This window comes from Arthrobacter sp. R4 (assembly GCF_051365025.1).
Taxonomy (GTDB): Bacteria; Actinomycetota; Actinomycetes; order Actinomycetales; family Micrococcaceae; genus Arthrobacter.
Window position 1 is genome coordinate 1 of record NZ_JBLWIJ010000037.1, and the last position, 26,297, is coordinate 26,297.

Here is a 26,297-nt window from a genome sequence, read left to right on the forward strand (position 1 = left end):
AGGGAAATAAATCCTCGCCGGGACATGCCCGAAACAAGCGGGGTGTTCTTATTCATGACGATTCCTTCGCAATAGCTGAGGGTTGAAGAGCCGGCGCACCAACTCGTTGAATGACTTCGCTCAGATAGTGATAACTTTTCGTGGCCGCGTCCAAGGACCCGCATTCCACGGACAGAACCACGTCGTGGTCAGCGGCTGCAAGCGTCCTCACAATCCGCTCCCAGTCGATGACTCCTTCACCGCACGTGCAGCCAAGCATTCCGCGGATTTTGCCGCGATACTTGGCGGCATCCGCCAACGAAATGTCCTTGGCATGCACGTGGGTGACATTGGCGACGATATTTTCGAGCCATTCGTGCGGGTCGTTCTCACTCAGGAAGCTGTTGCCAGTGTCCAAGTTGACCGTCAGTGCGGGTGAGTTGACCAGCTTTAGCAGCAGGTCCAGGGCGGCAGGGGTCGCTGTGTACGGGCCATGGGTTTCTATCGCGATGGCGATTCCCCTGCGTTCGGCGACATAGGCGGCCTCTTGCAGGGTGTACCGCATCAGGCCGTAGTTCTCTTCTTCGGTGGTCCAGGTGGGGACCGGTCCGTCGTCGACTTGGATCATGGGCGCGCCGCATTCGGCCGCGTAACGGATGGACTGCTTCAGGTAGTCGACTGCGATGTCAGGCTTTGCCAAGGGGGCGTGGCTCGACAGCGAAGAAATCTGCAAATCACGGCTTTCGGCGGCCTCTTTGAGGATGAGAGGATCATCGAGCATCGACCGACTATGGAAGTAGCCGGCCTCGCTGAGTAGCTCTCGACCCCAGTGGACCATCGGCTCGACGTACTTGTATCCGATGTCCGCTGCACGGTCCATGGCCCAGTCAAAGGAGCCGTTTTCATACCTTGCGAACTCCAAGTTGAGCCCTAGCCTCACTGCGCCCATGACACGTCTCCCGGTTAGAAACCGCGTTTAGCGACGTATTCGTCGCGGGTTTCACCGTGGTATGCCGGAACGGCGATGTCCCACCAACCGGTTGGGTGCATCTCACTCCAGGGCAGCTCGTGCGCGCTCATGGCTTCGATGACGACCGGTCCCTCCGTAGCGAAGCCGCGTTCGATCGCCTCCGCGAGCCGCGCCGGATCCTCGACACGTTCGGCGGTGCACCCGAGAGAACGGGCAAATTCGGCGATATTCGCGAAGTAGGGCTTCCCGTCTGGGGTGGTCCAGTTCGTGATGAGCCTGCGGTCTGACCCGAAGAGGTTGATCTGCAGGTCCTTGATTGCTTCCCAGCCTCCGTTGTTCAGAACAACGACGACGAGGGGTGTTCCCAGCATCACGGCGGTTGAGAGCTCGGTTCCGGTTTGGAGGAAGCTGCCATCACCCACCATCGCCAAGACCGGCGTTTCGGGTACGGCGATCTGGGCTCCGATGGCCGCAGGGAGCCCGAAGCCGATTCCGGACATGCCTCCGGCCACGATGTTGGTTTTGGGACCGTAGATCGGGAACTCGTTGAACGCTTGGTTTGCGGGGTTGCTGGAGTCGGTGACCAGGATTCCCTCGCGCGGGAGCGCCTTCCGGATCTCGACCATGGCCCTGGAGTTGGTCATGGGCAGATAGTCGGTTTCGCGCATGGGAGCAAGGTGGTTCTCCCAGCGTTCTTTGTATTCCTGCAGTTCTGCGAAGTACTCGGTGTCGTGGTAGTCGGGGCCTTCGCCGAGGTGCTCCAGCAGCAGAGCCAGCGAGCTCTTCGCGTCACCTACGATGCCCACTTCGACAGGGTAGTTTCGTCCGATCTCAAAGCCATCGATGTCGATGTGCACCAGCTTGGTCTTTGACGGGATGTTGAAGGTTATCCCCTCCTTGTACGAGGAGGTGATGCGGTCGCTGAAGCGGCAGCCTACGGCAAGGATGACGTCAGCCTTGGTCGTCATGCTGTTGCCCGGGATCGAACCCATGTCTCCGCACGGCCAGGCGTAGAGGTCGTGGTCGGCCGGGAATGCCCCCTTTCCCATGAAGGAATGAGTAACAGGTGCGCCGAGTCGTTCCGCGATGGCCCGCAGCTCACCGCTGGCTTCCGCGGCGATGACTCCACCGCCGGCAAGGATGACGGGTCGTTTCGCCGCAGCGAGCAGGGTTGCGGCTTCGGCGATGGCTGCTGCGTCGCCGGTGGGGCGCTTCCGGGGACGCCTGTCACCCGGAATGTGTACATAGTTCCCGTACTCGGCCTGCAGGTCCTGCGGAACATCAACGAGAACGGGGCCTTTTCGGCCTTCATTCATGGTGTTGAAGGCCTGAGCCATGACCGTCGGGATCTGCTCGAGGCGGCTGGGCTGCCACCAGCGCTTGACTACGGGCTCGGCCATGCGGGGGAAGTTGTTCCCGTGTGGACGGTCGATTTCTTGGAGCACGCCGCGGTTCTCCATGTACGTGTGTACGGCACCGGTGATGAGAATGAAGGGCTGCGAGTCGGCGAATGCTGTGACCAGGCCCGTCAGGGTGTTCGTGGCTCCGGGGCCGATGGAGGTACACACGGCAGCGATTTTGCCCGAAGCCCGGTAGTATCCGTCCGCCATGTGGGCTGCACCCTGTTCGTGCATGGCAGGAATCACTTCAATTTCATCTGCACGGTCAACGAAGGCATCCAGAAGCGCCGTGTTTCCGTGCCCAGGCACGGCGAAAACGCGGTCGACGCCCTCTCGGATGAGGCAGTCGACAATCATCTGTCCGCCGGTCAGCTGCTGATCTGTCATGGTTGTAACTTTCTGTAGTGCTTAGTGCTTAGTGGTTAGGAATCGCCGAGCTGGGTAGCTCGGGAATAGGAGGTTTCCTGAACGCTGCTCGCGACGTGCTCTGCGACGCGGAAGGCGTTGGCGGCAATGGTCAATGCCGGATTCATGACCGGCAGGGACGGGAAAAACGAGGAATCAACGACAAAGAGGTTGCTGATGTCGTGAGTGCGGCAGTTTGGATTCAACACCGAGGTAGTCGGGTCTTCTCCCGCGCGGATGGTGCCTGCCTGATGCGAATTGACTTCAATGCCTGTCGTCTCGCTGAAGACCAGCGGATATCCAAGCTTGTGCAATACACGGTTCATCTCCTTCACCAGGAACTTGTGCGCGCGGACGTTGTTGGGGACCCACCGGATCTGAATCCCGTTGTCAGGGCGGAGAGTAACGCGGTTCTTGGGGTCGGGGAGGTCTTCCGTGAACAGCCACCAGTCCATGCTGTGTTTCGCAGCTTCATTGAGGGCCCACTTGGGGATCAGCGGCTTCTGGCCCACGAGCATGGAACCTTGGAGCTTCCCGATCAGTTGAACATGGCCGAGCGGGTAAGCGTATTCTTTGGTGCCCTTGAGCAGATAATCATTGATGTAGAGCGTCTTCTGGAATTCGACCTTGTTCCGATTTGGGTGTATTCCGATCATGATGCTGTTGTTGTGCACCATGTAGTTCCGTCCTACCATCCCAGATGAATTGGCTAAACCCTCAGGGTGCCGATCGTTCGCAGACCTTAGCAGCAGTGCAGCGGAATTGACTGCACCGCAAGAGACGACAACGGTTTTGGCGTCGATGACAAAGTCCTCGCCATTTTGGGTGATTTTCACCCCTGTCGCGCGTTCCCCGGTTCCGTCAGTCAGGACCTGATCCACATATGCGCCGGTGATGAGTTCAACTGCTCCGGTTGCAACGGCTGGCCGGACGCATGCGACGTCGGCATCCATTTTGGCTAAAACCCGGCACGGGAATCCATCACAGGTGCGGCAGCGGATACAAGTGCCGCCTTGGCGCAGGTCAATGCCCAACGGGATGTTCGAAGGGGTCAGCCCCTGCTTACGAAGGCCATCGGCAACCCACTGGACGTCCGGTTCGTGTCCGATCGCAGGGTAGGGGAAGGGCTCCTTACGTGGCAGCGTCGGGTCATCCTCGTGATCTCCGTGGACTCGGTATGCCTGCTCCGCGCGGCTGTAGTAGGGCGCGAGTTCGTCATAGCCAAATGGCCAGGCCGGTGAGGTGCCTTCCTCGAGTTCGGCGGCTTCGAAGTCCTCACGCCGGAAGCGTACTAAGGATGAGCCATAGAACTTAGTGTTTCCGCCGACGTAGTAGTACGTTCCAGGTGAGAAGGGCTCCCCTTTTTCTGAGTACCACTTTTCAGCGTTCTTGTAGCGGCCCTTTTCAAAAACAGCTTCTGGGCTCCAGTTCGCCTTCTCTTGGGGGACAAACCCACCCCTTTCAACGAGAAGGACGCTGCATCCGGAATCGCGCAATGCATAAGCGAGAGTTCCACCGCCCATGCCGCTGCCGACTATGACCACGTCGTAGCTGTCCTTGGCGGGCCCCGGATGGCGGACTGGGGTCTCAATGGTCATTTCTAACACCTCTCGGTTGCAGCCCGGGTTGAGTGGATGGCCAACAACTGCGTACTTGCGTCGGTAAAGAGTCGTAGCGAAGCGTACTGAGAGCCGCATCACCCATAAGTAAGAGTACACAGTATATTGATTTACTCAAGCCTAAGCTTTGGGTAACTTTGAAAATGAAGAGCATCTGGGTGGCCGGGCCGCGGCCTAATCTCGGAGCCTTCTCACCGCACACGGTCTAGTGTACGATCGTACGCACCGCGGAGTAAAGGGTGTACGACCGTACATTTCGGCTAGTGTGCATATGCCCCCGGATGCAGGGGCCGCGGGGATAGGCTCCGTTTGGAAGTTCCTTCTGCACCGGCACGACGACGAGGAATGGGAAGGGATTATGTGAGACCTCGACGTTTTGATCCCTCACGCAGGGACCGGATTATTGAGGCCGCTCTGGAACTTGTCGCCGAGGACGGAGTGGCCGGAGCCACCTACCGGAAAATAGCGGTGCGAGCAGACATTCCGCTCGGATCTCTCACGTACCACTTTTCTGGCGTCGACGATCTGTTGGGCGCAGTTTTTTCGAGGTTCATTGAACGAGCCGCCCAGAGTTTCAGGAGCCAGCTCAGCAATTTACACGATGAGTCGTCGAATGCTCCGCTCATCCTGCAGATGATCAAGTCGGAAGGATTCACCCATGGCAAAGGGCTTGTCCTCTATTCCGAGCTACACGCCCTGGCGATGAGAAGGCCCGAATGGCGAAAGCCACTCCAGGCCCTGAGGGACGAAAATACCCGCTCTCTGCAGCGTTATTATGACCCGCATACTGCGGCCCTCGTAGGAGCCGTGATGGACAGCTTGGCATCGCGGATAGCTCTTGACCCATCACCAAAAACAATGCATCTCGCGACCGAGGTTATTGAGCGGATCGTCTCCATCAAAGATCAGGTGGAATCGGCGTCGATCTCCCTCGACCGAACAGCACGTTCGCTCCATGTCAAGCCCTGAATGACGCAGGCACCACCAACTAAGAGTTATGTGGGGGAAGGGAGCCGGCTTCTGGTCGTAGCCCGCCTCGGGTAAGACGGATCTAAAGGCAATTCCTCCAAGATTCATATAACTATGCAACTACCACCAATGCGAAAGAAACAGCCAGAAGATGCAGCCTAAATGTTGTCCGGAGGGGCAAGCGCCAGTGAATGCCGGCTCTGCGACGATTCTTTTTATCGACCCATTTGCGGGTCGTATCGAGCCCACCGGTGCTGCCCAACGAGATGCACCGCGAGACTCGCGACGCGCAGAGCGTCAAAGGGACCCAGCATCCAAGCGCCTCGAAGCTCTCAAAGCGGTCAGCACTGAGCTGGAGAATATGGCCAGGGCGCGCAAATCAGTCGCAAAGACATAGCTTCCCGGGGTCTCACTTCGGTAAGAGACTCGGGAAGGTTAGTCGACCCCTTCGGGACCTACGGCTCCATGAGAGAACCGCAATTGGCCGACAAGGCCACCATTGTCCGATGCGGTTGCGTCTTTCTCAGAGGGAAGGGCCGTTTGGCCGGTTTTGACTAGCCGGCTTTTGGCCAACAGGTTGTCAACGGCCTCAGACACCAGCGCCAAGGTGTAGTCGCCAGGCTCGAATGCCCGGTGAATCGATAGGCCCTCCACTAGAGCATCGAGTTGCCGCGATACGGTCGGGTCGAAGTGGCGGCCGAAAGCCTGGCGGCTTCGCAGCATCCAGTCATGGGTAAGGTGGCGGAACTTTTCTTGGCGTGCAGCCAACGTGTACAACTCGAGTGTCAGCACCAGGGAGTCGTTGTCTCCATATGTGTCACTGACAATCATTTCCACAACCGCAGCCTTGACGTCATCCAGTGTCGTGGCTTCCTGCATCCTTCGCTCAAATCGATCGCTAATGCGTGTAGCAAATCGGGTGAATGCTTCATGTAGCAGGTCATCCATGCCGTCAAAGTGATAGGTCATGGAGCCAAGTGGGACGTCGGCCATCACCGCGATCTTGCGGTGTGACGTTCCGGCTACGCCTTCCGCGGCTATCAGCTGCAGCGTCGCCTCGATAATGCGATCACGCCGTTCAGGATCAAAGCGTCGTGCCGGCATGTTAGCTACTCCTGTATGGGACGTGAAACTCTAGCGGGGTTTCCCATGGCAACGACGTTGGCCGGGATGTCTCTTGTGACGACGGAGCCAGCGCCAATAACGCTATTTTCTCCAATTGAAACCCCAGGGAGCACGATTACCCCTCCGCCCAGCCAAACATTATCCTCAATGACGATGGGTAACGCGGCCTCCAACTTGGCACGCCTTGGCCCTGGTTCGATCGGGTGGGTGGGTGTCAAAAGCTGAACATTCGGCCCAATCTGGCAGTCCTTCCCGATTGTTATGGCTGCGACGTCGAGCGCTGTTAGGCCGTAATTTATAAAGGTTCCTGCGCCGATGGAAATCCGGCTTCCGTAGTCCACAAACAGTGGGGGCCGGATGTGAGCAGTGTCGTCAAGGTTGCCGATCAGATCCCTGATAAGCAATTGAGATCCCTCTATGTCTCGCAAGTAGGCAGCGTAATATTCCCCTGCTAACCGCACGGCCCGCTGCTGCTGCTCCATGATCAGCGGGTCATCAGATATATACAAATCCCCCGCAAGCATCCGCTCATGGTTGCTTCGATTGTCGCCCAGGAAGTACTCGAGTGCCATGTGGACAAGGGTACACATGGCAGAAGGCCCGTTGGTGTGATCCCACTTTGGGTTCGGCCGCAGCTGGGTAGCGTTCCCTGTTCGACTAACCGCTGAGGTTTTGACGTCAGATCTGAAGCTATGGGTAGGTTGAGAGGCAGGGGCAACATAGGGTTTACTTTTGGAAAGTACCGAATATATGGCATTCCCTTGTTCGATCGTCGTTTTGGTGCCCTGCGAGGTTTACGAAGTCCGCCGCGCCACGTCTGAGGCGAGGGACGAGGAGGGCTCTTCGGACACGCTGCCTGTCGTGGACCCTTCCCAAGGAAGATCACAGCGAACGCCCACTAATCCTCTGAAATGAACACCCAACGCTGGAAGGACGCATAAATGAACCAGACACCTAAGAAGGCGCTATATCTCTACGGCGGCTGGCCTGGACACAATCCCTACGGCGTAGGACGTTGGGCCCGCGAAGTCCTCGAAGACATCGGTTTCGAAGTCGAGGAGTCCAATGACATTTTCGTATTAGACCAGGACCTGCGGCGCTTCGACTTAATCGTCAACAATTGGAACAACGCACTGCTCAGCGAGACCCTCACGCCATCTCAGGAGCAACACCTCCTTGGGGCCGTGCAGGACGGCGTCGGTTTCGCGTCCTGGCACGGTGGAGGTGCTGCCTTCAGGGGAAGCGTTATGTACCACATGATGCTCGGGGCGGACGTGTTTTACCACCCTGCGGGAGAAGGGGTACGCCACCCCTATGGCCTGGAAGTAACCGATTCAGATCATCCGGTCACGGAGGGGATCGAGAACTTCACGGTTGCGAGCGAGCAGTACTACATGAATGTTGACCCTCGGAACCACGTCCTGCTAGAGACGGTATTCGACGGAGAACATATGCCTTGGCTGCAAGGCCAGCGAATGCCCCAGGCATGGGTAAAAACTTGGGGGTCCGGGCGGATCTTCTATAGTGCCATCGGCCATTACCTAGATGACCTATCCTCTCCTCCTGTGACACGCCTGATGCGGCAGGGACTGGCCTGGGCCTCGCGGTAACCAGTCCTAGACAGGCAACCTCCCTAAAGACTGTCATTCGGCCGATCCGCTCCGCACGCCCAGCTGGACTACACCCAAATCTGACACTGCATGTCCGGAGCTCGACTTCCTTAGAGGACGGGCTTTAGAACTCAACCTCGCAGGCAAAGGGATTGGAGGAGCAGTGGCCTGACACCGGGTTGTTGTGTACGTGCGCGTGAGCATGCTGGACCAAAACGAGAAACGCCGACTTGAAGACCAGGTTTTGGACCCGTCTTCATGGACGAGGCTTCCGGCAGGACCCTTTGTACGGCTGAAGCCATTGAGAATCAGACCCATCGCCGAGTGCTCATTGGCGCCCTCATTTCACAATCCAAGTGTGGGCATGGTCGCAGATCCTTCTGCCAACGACGCAACCGGCCTTGACAGCCCGCGCATGATGGAACACCAGTAGGTGACTTTGCACCGAACTCTCATGCGACAAAGGTGATGCCGCTGGTGCTGTTTTATGGTTTGTATAGGGTTAGGTGGTCTGAGTCCAGATGAAGTGATCTATGCCCGGTTCCGTCGGTTCTCAGCCACAGTAAGGTTTTATCGGCACTGAGCATTTCGACGCGGGCGTGGGTGATGAACCCTGTTTTCGCCTGGACTTCAAGTAGGTCTCCGATGCGCAGGTCGGACCAACTTTCCACGGGTTGTCCCACAGGTCCGGGGTATTCGATGAAGCGGACTGGTGCCGGTGTGGATTTGTTGATGGCGAGGGCCCTGATCTTGCGCCGGTATGTCACGCTAGCGTGTCTCCGATGTGATCGCACACCCGCGAATGTCGTGAGCTTCTCTGTCGAGACGGCATATGGCCACCTCCGCGCTGATTCTTGGGATCAAGTCCGCGCTTTGTGTTGGTCCGGACGATGTTTCCGTTTAGTCGCGCCACGATTGGTGCTCCTGGGTAAGGCCGTGAGGTACCTCTTCGCTGATTACCATGGAAAATGAGGAGGGACTTTCCCGGGTGACCAGGATGCCGCCTGTGCCTGTTTTGGTGGCTTGGTGTATAAGCCTTTGCTCGGCCTGCGCCAGTAGGTTATCCATGCTGGCACGGTCGGTAGCAATTATTCTCAGTGCAGCGTCCCTATGGATTTTTTTCATTCTTTTCCTTCTCGTGGGCAAAGCGGGTGCTGTTGCAGCGGTCATAGCAGATCCTGCGGATTCTGCTACGACCGCTCATTCCAGATGGCAGTGGAGAGGACTTCCTGTCCTACCGTCACAGTCTCTTCCTGTCAGCAGTCGAGGCTCCTGCAGGGTTGGCGGCCGTCAACAACTAATGCGTTCGTTGGAGTTTCGGAACCGAATTGATGAGCCGGAGGGTATAGGGGTGACTGGGGTGACTGAGTACTTCCGATGTCTGGCCTGCCTCCACGATGTGACCGCCGGACATAACCATGGTGGTTTCACATAGGCTGCTGACGATGGCGAGATTATGCGTGATCAGCAGATAGGAGAGTTGGCGTTCGTGTCTTAGTCGGACGAGCAATTCGATAATGTTCGCTTGGACGGAGGCGTCGAGTGCGCTTGTGGGTTCGTCCAGGAGAACGAGGCGAGGTTGGATTGCGAGGGCCCGCGCGATCGATACTCGTTGGCGCTGCCCTCCGGAGAGCTCGTGCGGTAACCGCTTGCCGATTTCGGAGGGCAGGCTCACAGAATCAAGGGCCTCTTTGACGAGATTCTCGCGCGTGCGGGGGGTGGGCTTGTCGCGCCGTTTGTTGATCGCTTCCAGAAGTGCCTTGCGCACCGTTAACCTCGGGTCCAGGGTTTCGACCCCGTCCTGGAAGACTGGCTGGACGGACCTGCGGTATTCGGTTCTTCCGGCCCGGTCAAGGCGTTCGAGATTTTGCCCTTGGAATTCTATTTCCCCGCTTTGTGGGCTCATCAGCCTTAGGAGACCGCGGGCAAGAGTTGATTTGCCGGATCCGGATTCTCCTACCAGTGCCAGGCCTGCTGGTCCTTCCGGAATGGCGAAGCTTGCATCGTGGACCACGGTAGCCCGCCCGTAGCCCAACCGGAGGTTCTTGACCGTCATGATGTCCATGCGTTTTTCCTTGGCCTTTCTGTTTGCCATTCGGGCACGCTGGCGAGCAGGGACTTGGTGTATTCGTTCTGCGGGTTACCGAACACTTGGGGTGTCTTCCCTTCTTCGACAACTTCGCCGTTTCGCATGACGAGTACGTAATCGGTGAGCTCTGACACGACTGGCAGGTCGTGACTGATGAGGAGCATGGCGATTCCTTCCTCATGGCGGAGCCGGTTGAGAAGCGTGATGACTTCTGCCTGTACAGTGACGTCGAGAGCGCTGGTCGGCTCATCGGCGAGGATGCATCGCACTCTTTGGGCGACGGCAAGGGCAATGACGAAGCGTTGTGCCTGCCCTCCGGAGATTTCGTGGGGATAGCGGCCGAGGACTCTTTCGTCCAGGCGCACGATTGATGCTGCTTCAGTGATGCGTTTGTCCGCGTCTTCTTTGCTCACGCCGTGCCGGCGAAGGGCTGCTCGGGCGAGGTTGCGAAGCTTCATCGTGGGGTTGAGGGAGGACTGTGGGCTTTGCATGACGAGCCCAATGTCCCAGCCAAGCATCGACCGTGCCTGCGGCGTATCGGCGAGCATGTCTACCCCGCTCACCGTCACGAGACCGGTTGGCTGTGCTCCGGTGGTGCTGGACAGGCCCAGCATCGCCATCAGTGCACTACTTTTGCCGGACCCACTCTCACCGACTATTCCGATGCTCTGGCCGGCAGCCAGTTCCAATGAGGGGATGTGCGAGACGACTCGATCCCCGTAGCTGACACGCAAATCCTTTACTCTGAGCGGGAGCCCCTCGCTGTTACTACTTTCACTGTTCATCTGGCTGTCCTCCGGGGATCGAGCGAGGATCGTAGGCCCTCTCCAAGCAGGTTGAATGCCAGAGCGGTGATCATGATGGTCAGACCTGGGAAAAGCGCTGCCCACCATGCGGTTGTAAAGAACTGCTGACCTTCGGACACCATGAGACCCCATTCTGGTGTTGGTCCGTTTGCTCCTAGACCCAGATAGGACAGGGCGGCCGAGGTGATCAGGATTCCGCCCGCATCCAGGGATGACTGCACCAGGACGGGAGTCATTGAATTTGGCAGAACATGTCGAAGAACAAGGCGGGGAGCGGAAACCCCAAGGCATCTGGCAGCTTCGACATATCCGCGGTTGCGCATCGAGGACGCCACGCTGGCGGTCAAACGGGTGTACCACGGCCACCAGGTGACGGCGATGGCCAGGATGACAGTTGGCATGCTGGGTCTGAGGATGAGGGCGAGGGCCAGCGCCAGCAGGAGTGCCGGAAAGGCTAGGAACATGTCAGTGACACGCATGACAATGTCCCGGATGACGCCGCCGGCAAAACCGGCCACAACGCCAAGGATGGTCCCGATGGTGCCGGCGACTGCTATCACTGCGACAACGATTGTGAGCGAGGTTCGGGTACCGAAGAGTACCCGGGACAGCACGTCCCGGCCAGCTTGATCGGTTCCCATCCAGTGTTCGGCGCTGGGGGGTAGAAGGGTCTGGGCGGTGTTGACGTTCCCGAGAGCATCTTCCGGGTAGGGTGCGAGCCATGGGGCGAGCAATCCTGCCAGTGTTATTAGCGCGAGTATTGAACCGCCAATTAGGACGTATGTATTGGCTTTGAATGTCTGCGTTGCGGCTCGCAGTTGCGTTAGTGCGTTTAAGGTAGTCATCGTGACCTTACCCGGGGATCGTTGAGGCCTTGAATGAGGTCTACCAAGACATTGAGGCCTACGTAAATGAAAGCGACGATGATGGTGATGCCGGCGATTGCTGGGGTATCCAGTGCCGTTATGGCGGCTACTGCATAGCGCCCGAGTCCCGGCCAATTGAAGATCGACTCCACGAGGAACGTGTTGACGAGCGCAAATGCGAAGACCAATGCGATCAGGGAAAGGACCGGGTTCAGCGCAGGCCGGAGGGAGAAACGTGTCAGAATCTGGAATCTGCTGAATCCAAGGGCCCGTTCAAATCGTGCATGGTCCAGTCCTGCTTCCTCGATCAGCGATGCCCTGGTCATTTGAGTGATGACCCCGACCGGGTAGACGGCAATCACGAGCGCAGGAAGCAGCGTGTGGTAAATACTGCTTCCGAAGACGGGCCAGTTGCCGGTGATGAGTGCGTCGGCCATGGGCGACCCGGTGATTGTGGTCAGCGGGTAGCTGTAGTCGAGGGTTGAATCGTAGGAACCGGATATCGGGAAGAGTCCGAGTCTGCCAGCAAGTACCGTTTGAGCGATAAGACCGAGCAGAAAGGTAGGGAAGGCGACGAAGACCATCGATCCGACCTGAATGAAACGGTCCGCGGTCTGGCTCTTGAATCGAGCCGCGATGACTCCCAGCGGGATGCCGATGATGATGGCAATTATCAGGGCCACGGTTACCAGCTGGATGGATTGTGGGACCACTGATGAAAGTCCCTCCAACACGGCTCGTTTCGTTCGTAGACTGGTGCCCCAGTCACCTTGGAACAGGTTTCCGATGTAGTTTGCGAGTTGGGTGGTGAGCGGGTCATCCAAGCCGAGCTGGAGGCGGGCCGCTGCGAGTTGTTCCGGTGTCGCACGGGCTCCTGCGTAGACAACGGCCGGGTCGCCGGGGAGTACCCGGGTGATAAGGAATGTCACCACGAGTACTCCCGCCACGACGAGGAGGGCCTGAAAGATCCGTGTGAAGAGAAACTTAGTCATCAGAGGAAGTGCGGGTCAGCGCGTGAATGTCCGGTGTTTCCGGATAGGCAGGGTTTTCGACGTAGCCCTCCACGCTCTTAGCTATGACGGACTGGGAGGTCTGCACCCAAAGTGGTGCTGCCGCGGCGTCGTCAACGAGGATGGTCTTTTGCAGGTCGGCGACGGCGCGTTCAGCGGCTGCTTTGTCGGTTGCCAGCAGTTTGTCGATGTTGTCGATGGCGGCGTCGGCGGCAGGGTTGTAGTAGTAGGCCAGGTTGAATCCGATGGTTTCCTCGGTGCGGAAGAGCTTGGTCAGCCATGCGGTCGGTGTGGGGTACTCAGGCCAGTAGTAGAACATCATCATGTCCTGCACTTCAGCGGGGTCTTCTGATTTCGCTTTATTCCACTGGGCTTCCCACTGCAGGACCTGCACGTCGAGGGTGACGTTCACCTTCGCGAGGGCGGAGGTCATCAGGGTTGCAGCGAGCTCTTCGTCTGTGAGTCCGCTGGTGATTGTCAGTTTGAGTGTCAGCGGCTTTCCGCCGGGCCCGTATCCCGCCTCAGCGAGAAGTTTTGCAGCCTGGTCAAGATCCTGTGTTTTCTCGAGTCCTGGTGTGTAGGCGGGGATACCTTCGGGAATGACTCCGCTGGCTGCTACGGCTGAGCCTTCGAGTGCCTCTACGGTCCCGGCATAGTCGATGGCGGCTTGGACCGCTTTGCGGACGCGCACGTCCTGCATTGGTCCGGACTTTGTATTGAAGAAGGCGAGGGCGTTCTGGAACAGCGGTTTGTTGAGTGTGACGACGCTTGGTGATTTTTCCGCTTCGGCGAACAGTTGCGGGGTGAGCCGTTGAACCATGTCGATCTTTCCGGCTTGGATGAGCTGCCAAGCGGTGGTGCGTTCGGGGACGGTCCTGAATTCGACGTTCTTGTAGGAGTTGTCCTTCCAGCCGCCCCAATATTCTCTTTGGGCGGTGAGGCGGAGGGAGGCTTCTTCGCCTGGGTTCCACTTCGATACTGTGTAAGGTCCGCTTCCGGCGTCCTTGCCGGAGGCAAGCCACTTGGCGAGGTCCTCACTTCCGGCGGCTTGGACATCGTAGATGTAGGCTCCGTAGCCCGAGGTCGTGACGAGGTCCAGCGGCGCGGGATACTTCAGGTTGAACACCACGGTGTCTGCTGAAGGGGTGCTGATGGAATCTACGGCGGACCAGATGTAGGCCGGACCGCCGTTGAGTTTTATCGTGCGCTCAATTGCCTGTTTTACCGCTGCAGAATCGACAGGGCGGCCGTTGTGGAACTTCGCGTCGTTGCGGAGTGTAAACGTCCAGGTGAGGCCATCCTCAGAGTGCTCCCATTTTGTCGCCAGTTCGGGGTCGACCTCTTCGGTTTCGGCGTTGTAGCGGGTGAGCTTGTCGTAGATGTTCGAGAACGCCTGGATTTCGGCCCCGTATGCGACTGCTGGGTCCCATTCGGTCACGCTTTCCAAGCTGGCGGCGTATACGAATGTGTCATCTACAGCTGCGTTCGTGTTGGGGGGCGAAGGGGTACAGCCGGAGAGCAGCAGGGCGGTCGCTACGAGTGCCCCTGCCAGGGCGTGTGTTTGTTTCACGGTTTTCTCCTAGTTTGCGGTGGCGGTGAGGGGGCCAGCCGCCTTGACGTGAATGTGGATGGTCGGTTCGGTTAGGTAACTCATCGGAATCTCAAGCACCTCGATGACTTCAACCGAAGCAGGATCTGCTCCGGCGGCGATGGCTCGCTGCTTGGCGGATTCGCATACGCCTTCAATGGATGCGTTCCGTTGAGTGGCTGGGACGATGGAGTCGGCACGGCCGCTGACGAGGGCAATGGCGGCGCCGACGGCGTTGGCGACATGCGCCAACGGCGGCCGAACGACCCGGGATACTCCGGGCAGATCATCGGGGATCAAAAATGAGCCTCCGCCCACAGCGACCAAAGGTGAGGAGCCTTTGCCGGATTGCATGGCATCGACTGCTTCTGCAATTTCTGCCGCACTGAGTTCCAGTGCCGCTGCCAGCCGTGCACCCTGGGCATTGGGGATCCGGTGAGTGCCGAGTGTGCTGCGGCCGACGTGGACGGCTGCGTCTGTGAGCGTTGGGGTCATGCCGCCGAAGACGAGGGCATGCTGTCCAATGGTGTGTCCGACTGACTGAGGGCCGATGGTCGGCACTGGGACTGGACCATCAATGATGCTGCCGCCGCCGATGGCGATGCTTAGCACATCCGGCATTCTGAAGTTGGTGCGTACACCGCCAATTACCGACGCTGAACTGGATTCTCTCGGGAAGCCGCCGGCGATACAGCCAAAGTCAGTTGTCGTTCCACCCACGTCGGCGACGATGGCATCGGCAAGCCCTGACAGGAAGGCAGCGCCGCGAATTGAATTCGCGGGGCCGGAGCCGATAGTGAAAACAGGGAACCGGGCGGCGAAATCGACCGTCATGAGAGTGCCGTCGTTTTGGGCGATGTATAGCTCAGGCGCGATGCCGCGTTCTGCAATACCTGAGGTGAGAGCTGCTGTCACGATCCCAATCACATCGCTAAGGGCTGCGTTCAGTATGGTGGCATTCTCACGGTCCAACAGGCCGACCTGACCAACTTCAGAGCTCAACGACACCGGAACTTCCGGCCCCAGAAACCGCTCGACAATTTTTGCTACACGCTGTTCATGCTCAGTGTTCATGGGACTGAAGATTCCGGTGATAGCTACCGCGTCCGCTTGCCCTTGGACTTCCTGTAGGAAATCCTCTACGGCCTCCTCATCAAGCGGCATGATTTCGGCCCCGTTAACAAAATGCCCACCACTGGTCATCAGCACGCCGGCAGAAACGGCGTCACGGAGCTCAAGTGGCCACCCCTCCATTGGTGGAACCACATCGCCAGCTGGGCTTCCAAGGCGGATGACGGCAGTACGCCCCAGGTTCCGTCGCTCGACAATGGCGTTAGTGGCAGCGGTGGTTCCGAGCATGACGCGCCCGACCAGACGAGGGTCATCAACGGAATCCAGAGCAGCAGAGAGAGCGGCGCGGATCCCCTCAATGACATCTTCGCTCGTGGCACGCTTGATAGCAGTCAGGACGTTGTTGTTCTGGTCGAGGACCACTGCATCAGTGTTTGTGCCACCAACGTCGATGCCGACTTTGTAGGAACCATGCGCAGCACTCATGCCTGTACCTCCGGAACTGAGTAATCGAACGGGTAACCAAAGGCGCGGGGACCTGCGACCTGGAGGCCGGTGTCGGTGAGCCACAGCGGATCGCAGCCCCACGAAATTCCTGTAACTCTCTGGCCGAAGCGCAGGTTTTCGGTGGCAATTGCATGCCCGGTGTGTGAGTCGATCACACTGATCAGATCGGGAGCCATCGCAACAGGGACACCGTCTTCAAAGGCGATCAAATTCTCGTTCTGGATTTCGATGCGGAGCATGCGGCCTGCGTGCTCGCCGAGGCCTGCAACCACCACGCTGCCAGTGACAAAACCACCGGCCGTGGACCGTTCGATATCGATGATCTTTCCAGCAAGGAGGATCGTCGCATCGAGAAGTTCACATGCAGTGGCAATCGGGGTCGGCGAGCCAAGAATGGCGCGGCCGACAGCCAGTGACCGTGAGATCGAGCCGAGAACAGTCGCCGGTTTCAAGACAGAAGCCGGGTACACATAAATCGTGAGCAGTGCAGTTGCTCCCACCGCCACTGTTACGGCTCGCGCGATGTTCTCAGTCCACTTGGCACTGATTGGATCGATGAGCACAACATTGCCCAGGACGTCGGAAACAGCAGCCAGCGTAGGTTCAAGACCAGCGACATTCATCGACACCATCTGGATCTCCGGAAAGGCGCGGCCTATGCCGTCTGCATCAACTATTGGCAGACCCAATTCAGCCGCCCATGCCACAGGTTCAACGCCGTTGGAACCGCCAATCTCGGTGGGCATGATTGCGACGACTTTCCGTCCGGTACGGCGCTCCAAAGCTTCCACAAGTGCTTGAGCCTGCCCGCGGCTATGCAGCAACTCCTCGGAAACTGTAGGTGCGCCGATACCGCCCAGCGGCATCACCAAACCCTCCGGATCCAACTCATCGAAGCTAACCAAGCGGACGGGGCCGTTGTCGCGGATGGCCCGGCCGGCGAACAACACAGCCGACTGGGTCTGGCCGCCACCTCCGGTGCCGTAAATGGCGCAGCCGATTGCTAGCGCAGCGAGGTCGTCTGCGCTGATGCATCGGATCTTCTCGGGTAGGGCGACCTCCTCGGCGGTGAGATGTACTGCCCTGGCTTGCTTGACGGGTACCACTGGTTCTCTTCTCATTAGAGCGGAATCGGGCGGCCTCGGAATTGCCGGCCCTACCGGACGATGCATGGACTGCTGGTTCTCAGTGATCGCACTGAGGGGTAGTTCGTACAACCATGGTCTCGTGACGTGGATCATGCAGTAATAGCCTGAGGAAGAAGAAAAACAGAAGAATCTATCCCAAAAGGAAAATTTACTCAGTAGTGTCCTGCCTATGGATGTACTTTCTCGACTGATTGAGCGGGCCAGAGGGCCGAAGGTCTGGTTGCTGGCCGGCAAGGCGGACGTAGATGTCCGTGCAGTTGCCTTGGTGGCTGCCCTGCCGGATTTAGCTTCAGTACCTGCACACACGGTTGTCGTGGTCGCTCGGGAGGCAATCGAGCGCGCGGCGTCCTATCAACTCGACGTTGCTGTGCGCATTGTGGCGGACAAACCGGACGTCGTCGTCGTGCTTGCAGGGCTCGCAGCCCTCCCTGCAACGACCAAGCTCCTCGCAGATCGAAACGGTGTGACGGTCTTGGGCAGCGATCCCGAAGTTACCGAGGCCAACCTCCTGGTCCACGTCGACTCCGTCATCCGAGGAGACCCTGCGGACACTGTCGCGCGGACGCTGTCCGCACTCAGAATCCTCAGTGAGCATGATCAATCCCTGCCCGATGAGATGATCACAGTCCTGAGCGCGGAACTCGGGATGCAGATCACCCTCTCCTCGTTTCCGCCCGAGGCTGTGGGAAAGTCAGCACCCATCCTAGTCAGCGGGCGCGCCGTGGAATGGGTGACAATCCACGATTTCAGCGACGTCGCGGCCTTCGTTATACCTGCGTTGGCCTCGTATCTGTCCGGGGTGAGGGAGGAAGAGTTTCACCGAAGGGAAGGGCCCCGCCGGGCACGACAGGAAGTGATAACAGAGCTGCTCGTGACTGACAACAACGGCATCTCCTCAGTTGCCGAACGGGCCCGGGGACTTGGAATCCCGATAGACGGCGCACACTGCGCGGCGGTCTTCAGACTGTCACCGCCTACTGACTCAGACCCAGTCACGCTCCAGGCAACACGCAACTGGCTCGCCCGCGTACTCGTGGATGAGGTCGGCCAGATTTCCGGATGGCTGGTCTGCAGCGTCGGCAACGATGTCCTCCTTCTCCGTTCAGACCCCGATGCGCGGGCAATTGCATCTGCCAACATGGTTGGCATGCTCGAACGTCTCCTCGCCCTGGCAACATCCAAAAGGCCTGAAATTGAGCTCCTTTGCGGACTAGGCACAGTGCAGCGTGGTGTAACAGGCATGCGGCAATCGGCGCTTGAAGCTCGATCAGCGGCCGCTGGATCCAAGGCTCGCGGTCGCCATGGGGGCATTACTGCGTTCGATGAATCGGGCTTGAATCGTGCACTGACTGCCCTCGCCGACTCATGGGCGGGACAACGACTGTCCAATGACTTGCTGGCCCCATTCGACTCCCTGCCCAAGGCAAAAGCCACCACAGCAATCGATACGCTAAGCGCTTATCTTGATCACGGCGGCTCGCTTAGCGCGGCTGGAACAAAGCTCCACATTCATCCAAAAGCGGTCCGCTACCGCATCGACAAGGCCCTTGAACTCCTCCGCATGGACATAGACGACCCCGACAATCGGCTGGCTGTACAGCTTGCTTGCCGAATCCGCCTGCAACAAAGAAGGGACGACCGAAGCTAGGGGACGTCTCCGCGCATCTGGGGTAGCCAGTATCTTCCCGTGAGTGGCATCCGGTATAGGTGAACGAACAAGAAGTGAACTACACCCCAACCGGACGTCAGGAACGTCGGCCCAATGCGTCAGGATAGGGTTCAAAACGGACTTACTCGACTGCCGTGATGACTTGGTCTCAGATTCCAACCTGACAGAAAGCCATTCAGCCACAAAGCTATTGGCCAACGTGGTCCATTAGCGCGCCTGACCGATTAACACCGGCCCCAGGCCGGCGAAGCCCCGTCCTTTAGTTTGACCGGGGCTTCCAGAACTGATGGCACACGCCGACAGCCAGGCGAAAATTGTGCAGAGGACTTTGCGAAGGTAGCGGCTTCTGTCTCAGTTAGCCCGGAACTGCTGTGAACGAGCTGTACCCGCCGTCACCGTCATCATCATGATCATCACCACCAGCACGGCGACGACGACAAGTATTCCGGCGAGGACGGAGACGGGATCGGGGGCCTTCACACTTCCGTTGTGGACTCACTACAGTAGTGTGATGGCACTGAATATTTCGCAGCTCTCCGAACGGTTGGGCGTTTCCCCGAACCGTGCACGCATTCTGGTCGCGCACGGGGTAATCAAAGGAGAACGGGTCGGCAACCAATGGGTGATCGACGAAGCTGAAGCAGCCAAGTACCAGCCCCGTATGGGCCGGCCGCTGTCCGCGGTGAACGCATGGCGCTTGGCGCTCTACTCCTCGGGCGATCAGATCCCCGACGCGCACCCGATGGAGCGCTCCCGCCTCCGCGAACACCTTGCCTCCCTGCGGCAGGCGCCCGACCCGGCCGCGAAACTCTGCTCGCTGCTTGCCCGCCGTGCCGACAAGGCGGAGTACTCGGTGAGCCCGGCAGACCTTGCCGATCTCCGGGACGACCCGCGGATCCGCCTTTCAGGGGTTTCTCATCCTGACTCCGGGCTGCTGTCCAACTCGGAGATCGAAGGGTACGTGAACCGTGAAGACCTGGACTCCCTAGTTCGTGAGTGGTTCCTCGTCAAAGCTCGACCAGGCCAGCGGTCCAACGTGTTGCTCCACGTTGCCGAGCATCTCCCCCATAGTCTTCCTGCCCTGTTCATTGCTGCGGACCTTGCCGAGCGCGCCGGAGTCCGTGAACGGCAGGCGGCACGCGATCTCATCGTGAGGAGCGTCCTCCATGCCGGTTGAGCTACCCGCAATGCTTGCCGAACAGGAGGAGGCGTGGCAGGCCGTCTTCGAGATCCACGAGGCCATGCCCACAGGCTGGGTAATGATCGGCGGCCAATCTGTCTACCTGCACGCCGTTGAACGAGGGGCCCCCATCGTCCGAGCCACCAAGGACGCCGATGTTGCCCTGGACATCCGGGCCGATTCGAAAATGCTCTACAAGTTCACCGACCTTCTCCTAAAGCTAGGCTTCCAGTCGGACGGGGAGACCTTCAAAGGGCAGCAGCACCGGTGGGTACGGGGACAGGCACAGCTGGACGTCCTCATCCCACGGCACCTTGGGGAACACTCCGACAAGCTCAAGGGGGCGACGGGGGGAAGCACTATCGAAGCTCCTGCAACGCAACAGGCGCTCGACCGGGCAGAGACTGTCGAGGTGACGGCCGGCCAGTCCTCCGGCAAGGTCAATAGGCCCTCACTGCTGAGCTGTTTGATCGGAAAGGCTGCTGCGTTGGTGATCGTTAACGACAAAGGCCGGGAGCGGCACTTCACGGACTTCCTGACTCTGGCCGCCGTCGTGCGCGCCTCAGACCTGAGGAACCCAGAGTATCAGCCAGCCGAACGGAACCATCTGGCGAACATGCTCGGGCATCTGGCGCTTGATCCCACCCTTTTGGACCTTGTTCCCGAGGGGGCGGACGGGGTAGAGCGTCTTCGCATGTCGCTGGCCCGGGATCCTGGTGCCAGCCCCTCCTAACCTGCTGCAAGATGTTCTGCTCCGGTGAGTCCGGCCCGACTGTCCGCACACATGAGCTGCATCACCTCCGTGAACATGCACAGTTCCGCTGCCCACAGCCGGGGACAATCCTGATGGGTTATCCACCGCTACTGCTGCTGAGGGAGCTTTCCCGATGGCTCCCAATTCTTCAGCCGTGGATAACCCGGATTGACCCCAACTATGGACAGCCCGCGTGGTCACCTCGAGCGTCCGCTAACAACAGCCGGCTTAGAAGAGCCCGGGGGGCGGTTCCTCGCAGGGTAGAGGGTTGAGTTTGGAGCGGTGGCCGTCGTCCGGGGTGCAGCCCTTGAACGGCCCATCTGTTGAGAGCAGAACGGACATGTGGTGGTCTGCGTGGTCGCGCCACCACACGCTCATCCCTGTGGTGCCGTCAAGGCGCAGGAATTCCCAGGCTCGCCAGAGAGCTTCGAGGCGGCTGATCGCTTCGGCGTGCTTCCACCACTGCGGGCACCAGGTCACACCGCCCTGGACGTTAAGCTGCCGGCGGTAGCTGGTGGCCAGCTTGCCGCTGACGAATTCGGCCACGTTCGGGTAGAACAGCTCGGGCTGGTCTGCGTCGTCCTCGGCCTGTTCGGTGGCGTCAGCAAGAGTGCCGTCCGGTTCGTCGTCCCACTCCCCCAGGCCTTCAGTCATTAGAGGCACCCGCAGCGATCCACCGGCTCCCGGCCACGGCATCTGGCTTGTTAGCGGGGTCATGTGCGGCGATGGAGGCCCGCACCGCCTCAGCCTGCGGACCGCTCATCCAGGGCACTGTTTCCAGCAATGCAGCAGGGGCGCCGGAGGCGAACATGATGGCTCGGCCACGAGGGAACGCGGCCAAGTCCGACACGTCCAGGGTGCGTTCCTTGCGGTCGTCGTCGTGGCTGTAGGACGTGCCTTGTTTGGAGCGGCTTCTGGTCATGTTGGAGTACCGGTATTCACCCACGAGCTGCGCGAGCTCGTTCAGGAACTCGGCTTCGGCGACACCGCCACCGTAGACCTTGATGTTGGAAGCGCTCCAGAGCTTGCGCATCCCGTCACGGCCCCACACTTCAACGCCCTGGGACCAGGACTGAAGGATGGTCATCAGGACGATGCCCCGGGAGCCGTAGTGGCTGTAGAGGTTCGGCAGCTCGCGCCACCGGCAGACGTTGGCTGCTTCATCCAGAACACCGACCATGGGCGTGGCCAACCGGCCGCCGGGCGAGTGGACGGCGAGTTCTTCGGCGGCCTCGACCGTGGCCACGGTCAGCGCCGTCACCAGCGGGCCGGCGGTGCCCTTGCCTTCTTTGGAAAGGCTGTACAGCGTTCCCTTGGACCGGACGAACTCCGCCGGGTCGAACTGGGGCCGCTGGTCGTTTTCGCCCTGGGGTGTCACCCAGCGGGCCACTTGGCGGTTGGTGAGGCAGGAGGCCATTTGCAGTGCCGTGCCGTATACGCCGCCGCGTTGTTTCTCGGGTGCGTTGATGACGCCGCCGACGGCGTTGGAGGTCTGGGTGAAGCCGTGGGCCTTGAGGATATCCACCGCTTCGTCGTCAGCGGGGCGGGTCAGCCAGGTATGAACCTGCGTGATCGGCTGGCCGTCGAGGGCCGCCGCGAGCAGGAGCCCGGCAAGGAGATCCTGGCCGGCGGGATCAAAGTAGGCGTCCGTCTTGGCATCCGGGCCGCGCGAACCAGCCGCGAAGTGGTCGGCGAGGCGTGCCGCTTTCACTTCGTCGGTGACGTAGGACAGGGGGTCCCACCACCAAGAAGGTTCCTCGAGTGCGACGGACTGCGGGTCGAAGACCCATACCGGCCCCTCGGCGGCGCGGACGTCGCGTGTTCCGTCGACGATGTCCCGCTTGTTCGAGGTCACCAGCGCAGCTCCCGGTGCGGCGAGGATCGCCGGGATGGCCCGGGAGGTGGTCTTGCCCGTGCGGGGTCCCCAGATGTCGATGTGCATGTCTTCCCAGGATCCGTAGATCATCTGCCCGCCGAGAACGGTCTTGCCGACGGGGACGCCGGGTGAGCCCTTCACCCCGAGACGTTCGGCCGTGGCCGTGGCACCGCGCAGGCTCAGGGCACGCAGGTCACGGCCTTTGGCCATGTGCTGGGCCGCGGCATCCACACGCGAACGCTTGGACCGCCGGCGCAGCACCGCGCGGACCACCAGAACGGCCACGAGGATGATGAGGACGCCGAAGCCGATCAGTACCCATGTGGCGGCCGCGGGCCACGTGATCTTCTGCGAGAGCAGACCGAAGACCAGTTCAAACGGGTTCGCGGGCAGCGTCTGGCCATCACCAGACAGCATTGACCCCATGTGCACGGCGCCGGCCACCGAGCCGACACCGAGCACCACGACGGTGATAAAGACCCAAAGCAGGATGGTTTCGGCATCCATCCGGGAGCGTTTGCCGCTGCTTGGTGCACCCATCAGTTCTCCCCTTCGCCGTTCCTGCTGATCGTCCAGCGCTTGTTTGTGTCGTGCAGTGACTTCTCAACGCTGGTCAGTTTGAGGGCGACGGGGATCCCGGGGCGGCCGCCGACTTTGAAGAGGAACTTGCCCAGGCCCGGGCGTACCCGTTTGCGGGATCCGCCGACGTCGGTCCATGACCCCGGGTCAGCCCATGAGATGAGGCGGGCTTGTTCGGCCCGGGAGAGGGTGACAGCTTTGTTGAGTTTTTCCATTTCTGCTCCGGGGAGCGCGCCGCAGACGACCATGCCGGAGCGTTCGACGAAGCCGTGGGCTTTCATCCGTTCGGATTCCGTGGGCAGGGCTTCGAGGTCGCTCATGGTGTGCGTGATCATGGCCTGCCCGACGCCCTCGGTACGGTTTAGGCGGGTGAGCGAGTCAACCCGGTCGACCATGCCTTCACCGGAGCGAAGGGCCCGCCACAGCTCGTCCATGACGACGAAGTAGTTACGGCGCGGTTCGAGGCCGGCGTCGGCCAAGGTGTGAGCGACCTGGACGGTAGCGAACCCGGTTGACCAGCAGGCCAGCAGGCAGGCCGCTTGGATGTCGCGCTGGGTGTCGGAGATCCCTGACAGGTCGAAGACCACGGGTTTGGTCAGGTCCATCGGCTGGTCGGTGGGTTGGGAGAACATGTCCGAGAAGCGGCCCGAGCCGTCGAGGGAGTACAGCGACTGGCGCAGCTGGTCGGTCGCGTCGAGGTAGCGGCTCATATCGCCGCGGTCCAGGGCGATCGCCCGCAGCTCGTCGGGGGCGTCTTTGATGACCTCGATAAGATCCCCGATCAGGGGAACGCGGTTCAGGCGCTCGTCCAGGATGTGCAGTGCCCGGTCAATCAGGGATTCCTCGTGGGCGCTGGGCTTGGCGTTCCGCACGATGGTGATCAGCGCCGTGATCATGTTCAAGCGCCGGTTGTGCGAGTCGGCCAACAGCTGTTCGGCCAGCTTCTCCGCCTTTACCGCGGCAGCGAGCAGCGGCGCGGCCGAGGCGGAGTCGGTGGTCCGGTTCGCCTTGGCCCGGTGTTCCTCGGCCGAGGCGAGCAGCCTTACGGCTGCTCCCGTGGCTTCGCCGGGGTCCAGGACGTTCAAGTGGCCGCGGCCTGGACCCAGGCTGATGACCTGCCCGCCGAGGGCTTCGATCAGGTCAACGTAGTCCGGCTTCAGGTCACCGAGGATCAACGGGTTGATGCTCCGGCCTGCCAGGCCCAGGACGATGTGCCGGACCAGGGTGGACTTGCCGTAGTGCGGCAGGCCGAGGACGAACATGGAGGGGTTGTTGATCATGCCGTGCATAAACCAGCTGATCGGATCGGCGCCGAAGGGCGCTCCGGTGTCGGTGTGAACGCCGATTGGCACTCCCAGGATCGGGGTTCCGGATCCGCCCACGAACGGCCAGAGACCGCAGACCTGGACCGAGGTTCCGCGCCATTCGTCGGCTGCCGTGATGTAGACGGCTTCGCCCTGTCCGCGGCCGCGCCAGCCCCGCAGGCCGGGGCGGCGGGCAACTGCGGCGGAGAGCTTCGTGGCAGGGGGCGGTGTGCGCTGGTGCTTGGTCTTGCTGCCGAACATCACATGGCCTCGCGGATCTCTTCGGGAACCTTCAAGTGCTTGGGCAGGACCAGCCCCAGTGGCAGGGACGCGGCAAAGGCAGAATCCTGTGAGCCGTAAGCGCGGCGCAACAACAGGCGTGCCGACGGGCCGAGGTTGCCTTCCACGACGGCGACGGCGTCCTCAAGGTCCCGGGCGGACAGTACCGTGGCCGTGACCACCATGCCGAAGTTGACCAGCCCGGCACCCTTGGCTTCCTCCGCTGCGGTGGCCTGCGCAGCGCGCGCATCGACCAGGGCGCGGGCAGTGGGCCGGTTGGTCGAGGAGGCTCGGGTCAATGCGCTGGTTTGATCCGACTCCACGATGGCGGCCGCGCGGCCGGCTTCGATCGGCCGGTACAGCAAGGTGACGCGCTTGCGGTCGATCTCCCCGTGCGGTGCGACGAGGCGGCCCAGCGCTGATGCCAGGATGTGTCCGCGCGGGGCGCCCGTCATCGTCCAGGACACCGAGTGCCCGGAATCGTGGCGGTAGCCGTCCCAGTTGGATTGATGGGCGGACGGTCCGACGTCGCCCCAGTCCAGGTCAACGGGTGTGCCCTGGTAGTGGGCTTCGTCTATGAGCCGGGCTGCTGCAGGGTCGTAAGCGACCCGAACGACCTCGCACAGTTCCTGGGCGTTCAACGGTGCGCATGCCCCGGCGCCGGTCGATTCCAGACGCTCGGTCAGGCTGGGAAGCCTCGAGGCGAGATCCCTTGCGATTTCTTCTGGGGTGCGTCGTTTGCCGCCGGCCCGGGCAGCGGCGCTGAACGTCAGCGCGACCCATGCGCGGATCGTGGCGGATCCCTGCGGGTAGGTGTTCAAGGCCTCCCGGAGCATGGCTTTGGCGATGGCAGGGGCGTCGTCATGGATGTTCGATTCAACTTCCCGGCGCAGCCGTGCCCCGGAATCGGGTGCGGTTTCGACCGTGACGGATGCAGCCACGACGGCAGGTTCATTCGACAACGAGGCGAGCCAACCGCCCCAGTTAGCCACCCAGGCATCGATCTGCTCGGGATCGACCAGCGACGCACCGTCGGGCTGGGTGCCGAAGACAACGGTGTAGTGCGCGGTGGAGGGAAGGTGGATCAGCGCGAACGGGCGGCCATAGGAGTCGGTGAACTCGTACAGCTTGGAGCCGGCAGAGATTCCCGGCAGCTGGAACTCGCCCCAAGGCGTCAGTCCCAACGGACCGGAGCGGTAGATGTTGGCCTTCTTGCGCCGTGCTGAGCGGAACGCCAGCCGGGCGAAGACCCGCTCCCCTACAGACTTGTTGTGCTTGTCGGTCACCGAGATGACGGCCAGCGCCAGCCCAAGAATGAACAGAGCAACGAGCCCGGCGAACCAGCCGCCGACAAAGAGACAGATCACCGTGATGATGAGGCCAACAAACAAACCGGCTGTTGCCAGTCCACCAAGGGTGCCGATGCCCGCTTTGCGCGGACGCCGCCAGTTGCCGTAGGTCGGTTCCCTGTATGTGTTCTCGATAGCGGCCATT

At 60.4% G+C, this 26,297-nt stretch carries 22 protein-coding genes; 5 read left to right on the forward strand and 17 right to left on the reverse strand.

Annotation, left to right across the window (positions count from 1 at the left end):
* Positions 1 to 52 precede the first annotated feature (52 nt).
* From ACLKOZ_RS20015 to ACLKOZ_RS20025, 3 genes are read right to left on the reverse strand one after another with little or no spacing between them, the layout of a single operon-like run.
* On the reverse strand, positions 53 to 928 hold the full coding sequence (locus ACLKOZ_RS20015) for a sugar phosphate isomerase/epimerase family protein (RefSeq protein WP_436477712.1): 876 nt from the start codon (positions 926 to 928) through the stop codon (positions 53 to 55).
* 14 nt (positions 929 to 942) lie between these two features.
* Positions 943 to 2,736, reverse strand: coding sequence for a thiamine pyrophosphate-binding protein (locus ACLKOZ_RS20020; RefSeq protein WP_436477714.1), 1,794 nt, complete (start codon positions 2,734 to 2,736; stop codon positions 943 to 945).
* Between the two features lie 35 nt (positions 2,737 to 2,771).
* A complete protein-coding gene (locus tag ACLKOZ_RS20025) occupies positions 2,772 to 4,352 on the reverse strand; it encodes a GMC family oxidoreductase (protein WP_436477716.1) in 1,581 nt (526 codons plus the stop codon).
* 381 nt (positions 4,353 to 4,733) lie between these two features.
* Here ACLKOZ_RS20025 and ACLKOZ_RS20030 point away from each other — a divergent pair, with 381 nt between their 5' ends.
* Positions 4,734 to 5,342, forward strand: a complete 609-nt coding sequence (locus ACLKOZ_RS20030) for a TetR/AcrR family transcriptional regulator (RefSeq protein ID WP_436477718.1) — start codon at positions 4,734 to 4,736, stop codon at positions 5,340 to 5,342.
* Between the two features lie 435 nt (positions 5,343 to 5,777).
* Here ACLKOZ_RS20030 and ACLKOZ_RS20035 read toward each other — a convergent pair whose 3' ends face one another.
* Positions 5,778 to 6,446, reverse strand: a complete 669-nt coding sequence (locus ACLKOZ_RS20035) for a TetR/AcrR family transcriptional regulator (protein WP_436477720.1) — start codon at positions 6,444 to 6,446, stop codon at positions 5,778 to 5,780.
* Between the two features lie 5 nt (positions 6,447 to 6,451).
* Positions 6,452 to 7,039, reverse strand: coding sequence for a sugar O-acetyltransferase (locus ACLKOZ_RS20040; RefSeq protein ID WP_436477722.1), 588 nt, complete (start codon positions 7,037 to 7,039; stop codon positions 6,452 to 6,454).
* Positions 7,040 to 7,408: 369 nt separating this feature from the next.
* On the opposite strand from ACLKOZ_RS20040, the gene ACLKOZ_RS20045 reads away from it, so the two are divergent.
* Positions 7,409 to 8,077 (forward strand): ThuA domain-containing protein, encoded by a 669-nt coding sequence (locus ACLKOZ_RS20045; RefSeq protein ID WP_436477724.1) that lies wholly within the window; start codon positions 7,409 to 7,411, stop codon positions 8,075 to 8,077.
* Positions 8,078 to 9,374: 1,297 nt separating this feature from the next.
* Here the strand turns inward: ACLKOZ_RS20045 and ACLKOZ_RS20050 are convergent.
* The 7 genes from ACLKOZ_RS20050 to ACLKOZ_RS20080 are packed head-to-tail and all read right to left on the reverse strand — an operon-like array spanning position 9,375 to position 17,120.
* A complete protein-coding gene (locus ACLKOZ_RS20050) occupies positions 9,375 to 10,142 on the reverse strand; it encodes an ABC transporter ATP-binding protein (RefSeq protein WP_436477726.1) in 768 nt (255 codons plus the stop codon).
* The gene (locus ACLKOZ_RS20055; protein WP_436477728.1) at positions 10,130 to 10,951 is read right to left on the reverse strand and encodes an ATP-binding cassette domain-containing protein; all 822 of its coding nucleotides are present in this window, start codon (positions 10,949 to 10,951) and stop codon (positions 10,130 to 10,132) included. Before ACLKOZ_RS20055 ends, ACLKOZ_RS20050 begins: the two co-directional genes overlap by 13 nt.
* Positions 10,948 to 11,817, reverse strand: a complete 870-nt coding sequence (locus tag ACLKOZ_RS20060) for an ABC transporter permease (RefSeq protein ID WP_436477730.1) — start codon at positions 11,815 to 11,817, stop codon at positions 10,948 to 10,950. The genes ACLKOZ_RS20055 and ACLKOZ_RS20060 overlap by 4 nt, the downstream gene beginning before the upstream one ends.
* Positions 11,814 to 12,830 carry an ABC transporter permease gene (locus tag ACLKOZ_RS20065; protein WP_436477732.1) on the reverse strand — a complete coding sequence of 339 codons (1,017 nt, stop codon included), beginning with the start codon at positions 12,828 to 12,830 and terminating at the stop codon, positions 11,814 to 11,816. The genes ACLKOZ_RS20060 and ACLKOZ_RS20065 overlap by 4 nt, the downstream gene beginning before the upstream one ends.
* Complete coding sequence (locus ACLKOZ_RS20070) at positions 12,823 to 14,418, reverse strand: ABC transporter substrate-binding protein (RefSeq protein WP_436477734.1); 1,596 nt, start codon at positions 14,416 to 14,418, stop codon at positions 12,823 to 12,825. The genes ACLKOZ_RS20065 and ACLKOZ_RS20070 overlap by 8 nt, the downstream gene beginning before the upstream one ends.
* Positions 14,419 to 14,427: 9 nt before the next feature.
* Entirely contained in the window at positions 14,428 to 15,993 is a 1,566-nt protein-coding gene (locus ACLKOZ_RS20075) for a hydantoinase/oxoprolinase N-terminal domain-containing protein (protein WP_436477736.1), read from the reverse strand.
* A complete protein-coding gene (locus ACLKOZ_RS20080; RefSeq protein WP_436477738.1) occupies positions 15,990 to 17,120 on the reverse strand; it encodes a DUF917 domain-containing protein in 1,131 nt (376 codons plus the stop codon). Before ACLKOZ_RS20080 ends, ACLKOZ_RS20075 begins: the two co-directional genes overlap by 4 nt.
* 211 nt (positions 17,121 to 17,331) lie before the next feature.
* Between ACLKOZ_RS20080 and ACLKOZ_RS20085 the strand changes: the two genes are divergently transcribed.
* Positions 17,332 to 18,810: a PucR family transcriptional regulator gene (locus ACLKOZ_RS20085; RefSeq protein ID WP_436477740.1), complete on the forward strand. Its 1,479-nt coding sequence runs from the start codon at positions 17,332 to 17,334 to the stop codon at positions 18,808 to 18,810.
* Between the two features lie 372 nt (positions 18,811 to 19,182).
* Here ACLKOZ_RS20085 and ACLKOZ_RS20090 read toward each other — a convergent pair whose 3' ends face one another.
* The gene (locus ACLKOZ_RS20090) at positions 19,183 to 19,311 is read right to left on the reverse strand and encodes a hypothetical protein (RefSeq protein WP_436477742.1); all 129 of its coding nucleotides are present in this window, start codon (positions 19,309 to 19,311) and stop codon (positions 19,183 to 19,185) included.
* Between the two features lie 31 nt (positions 19,312 to 19,342).
* On the opposite strand from ACLKOZ_RS20090, the gene ACLKOZ_RS20095 reads away from it, so the two are divergent.
* Together ACLKOZ_RS20095 and ACLKOZ_RS20100 are read left to right on the forward strand one after the other, a co-directional pair.
* A complete protein-coding gene (locus ACLKOZ_RS20095; RefSeq protein ID WP_436477744.1) occupies positions 19,343 to 20,008 on the forward strand; it encodes a helix-turn-helix domain-containing protein in 666 nt (221 codons plus the stop codon).
* Positions 19,998 to 20,744, forward strand: coding sequence for a hypothetical protein (locus ACLKOZ_RS20100; protein ID WP_436477746.1), 747 nt, complete (start codon positions 19,998 to 20,000; stop codon positions 20,742 to 20,744). The genes ACLKOZ_RS20095 and ACLKOZ_RS20100 overlap by 11 nt, the downstream gene beginning before the upstream one ends.
* Positions 20,745 to 20,993: 249 nt before the next feature.
* Here the strand turns inward: ACLKOZ_RS20100 and ACLKOZ_RS20105 are convergent, their stop codons facing one another.
* Genes ACLKOZ_RS20105 through ACLKOZ_RS20120 form a run of 4 tightly spaced genes read right to left on the reverse strand, consistent with a single transcriptional unit; the run spans position 20,994 to position 26,296 of the window.
* Entirely contained in the window at positions 20,994 to 21,419 is a 426-nt protein-coding gene (locus tag ACLKOZ_RS20105) for a DUF4913 domain-containing protein (RefSeq protein ID WP_436477748.1), read from the reverse strand.
* Positions 21,412 to 23,181 (reverse strand): type IV secretory system conjugative DNA transfer family protein, encoded by a 1,770-nt coding sequence (locus ACLKOZ_RS20110; protein ID WP_436477750.1) that lies wholly within the window; start codon positions 23,179 to 23,181, stop codon positions 21,412 to 21,414. The genes ACLKOZ_RS20105 and ACLKOZ_RS20110 overlap by 8 nt, the downstream gene beginning before the upstream one ends.
* Positions 23,181 to 24,785, reverse strand: coding sequence for an ATP/GTP-binding protein (locus ACLKOZ_RS20115; RefSeq protein WP_436477752.1), 1,605 nt, complete (start codon positions 24,783 to 24,785; stop codon positions 23,181 to 23,183). Before ACLKOZ_RS20115 ends, ACLKOZ_RS20110 begins: the two co-directional genes overlap by 1 nt.
* A complete protein-coding gene (locus ACLKOZ_RS20120; protein WP_436477818.1) occupies positions 24,785 to 26,296 on the reverse strand; it encodes an SCO6880 family protein in 1,512 nt (503 codons plus the stop codon). The genes ACLKOZ_RS20115 and ACLKOZ_RS20120 overlap by 1 nt, the downstream gene beginning before the upstream one ends.
* Position 26,297: the final 1 nt, after the last annotated feature.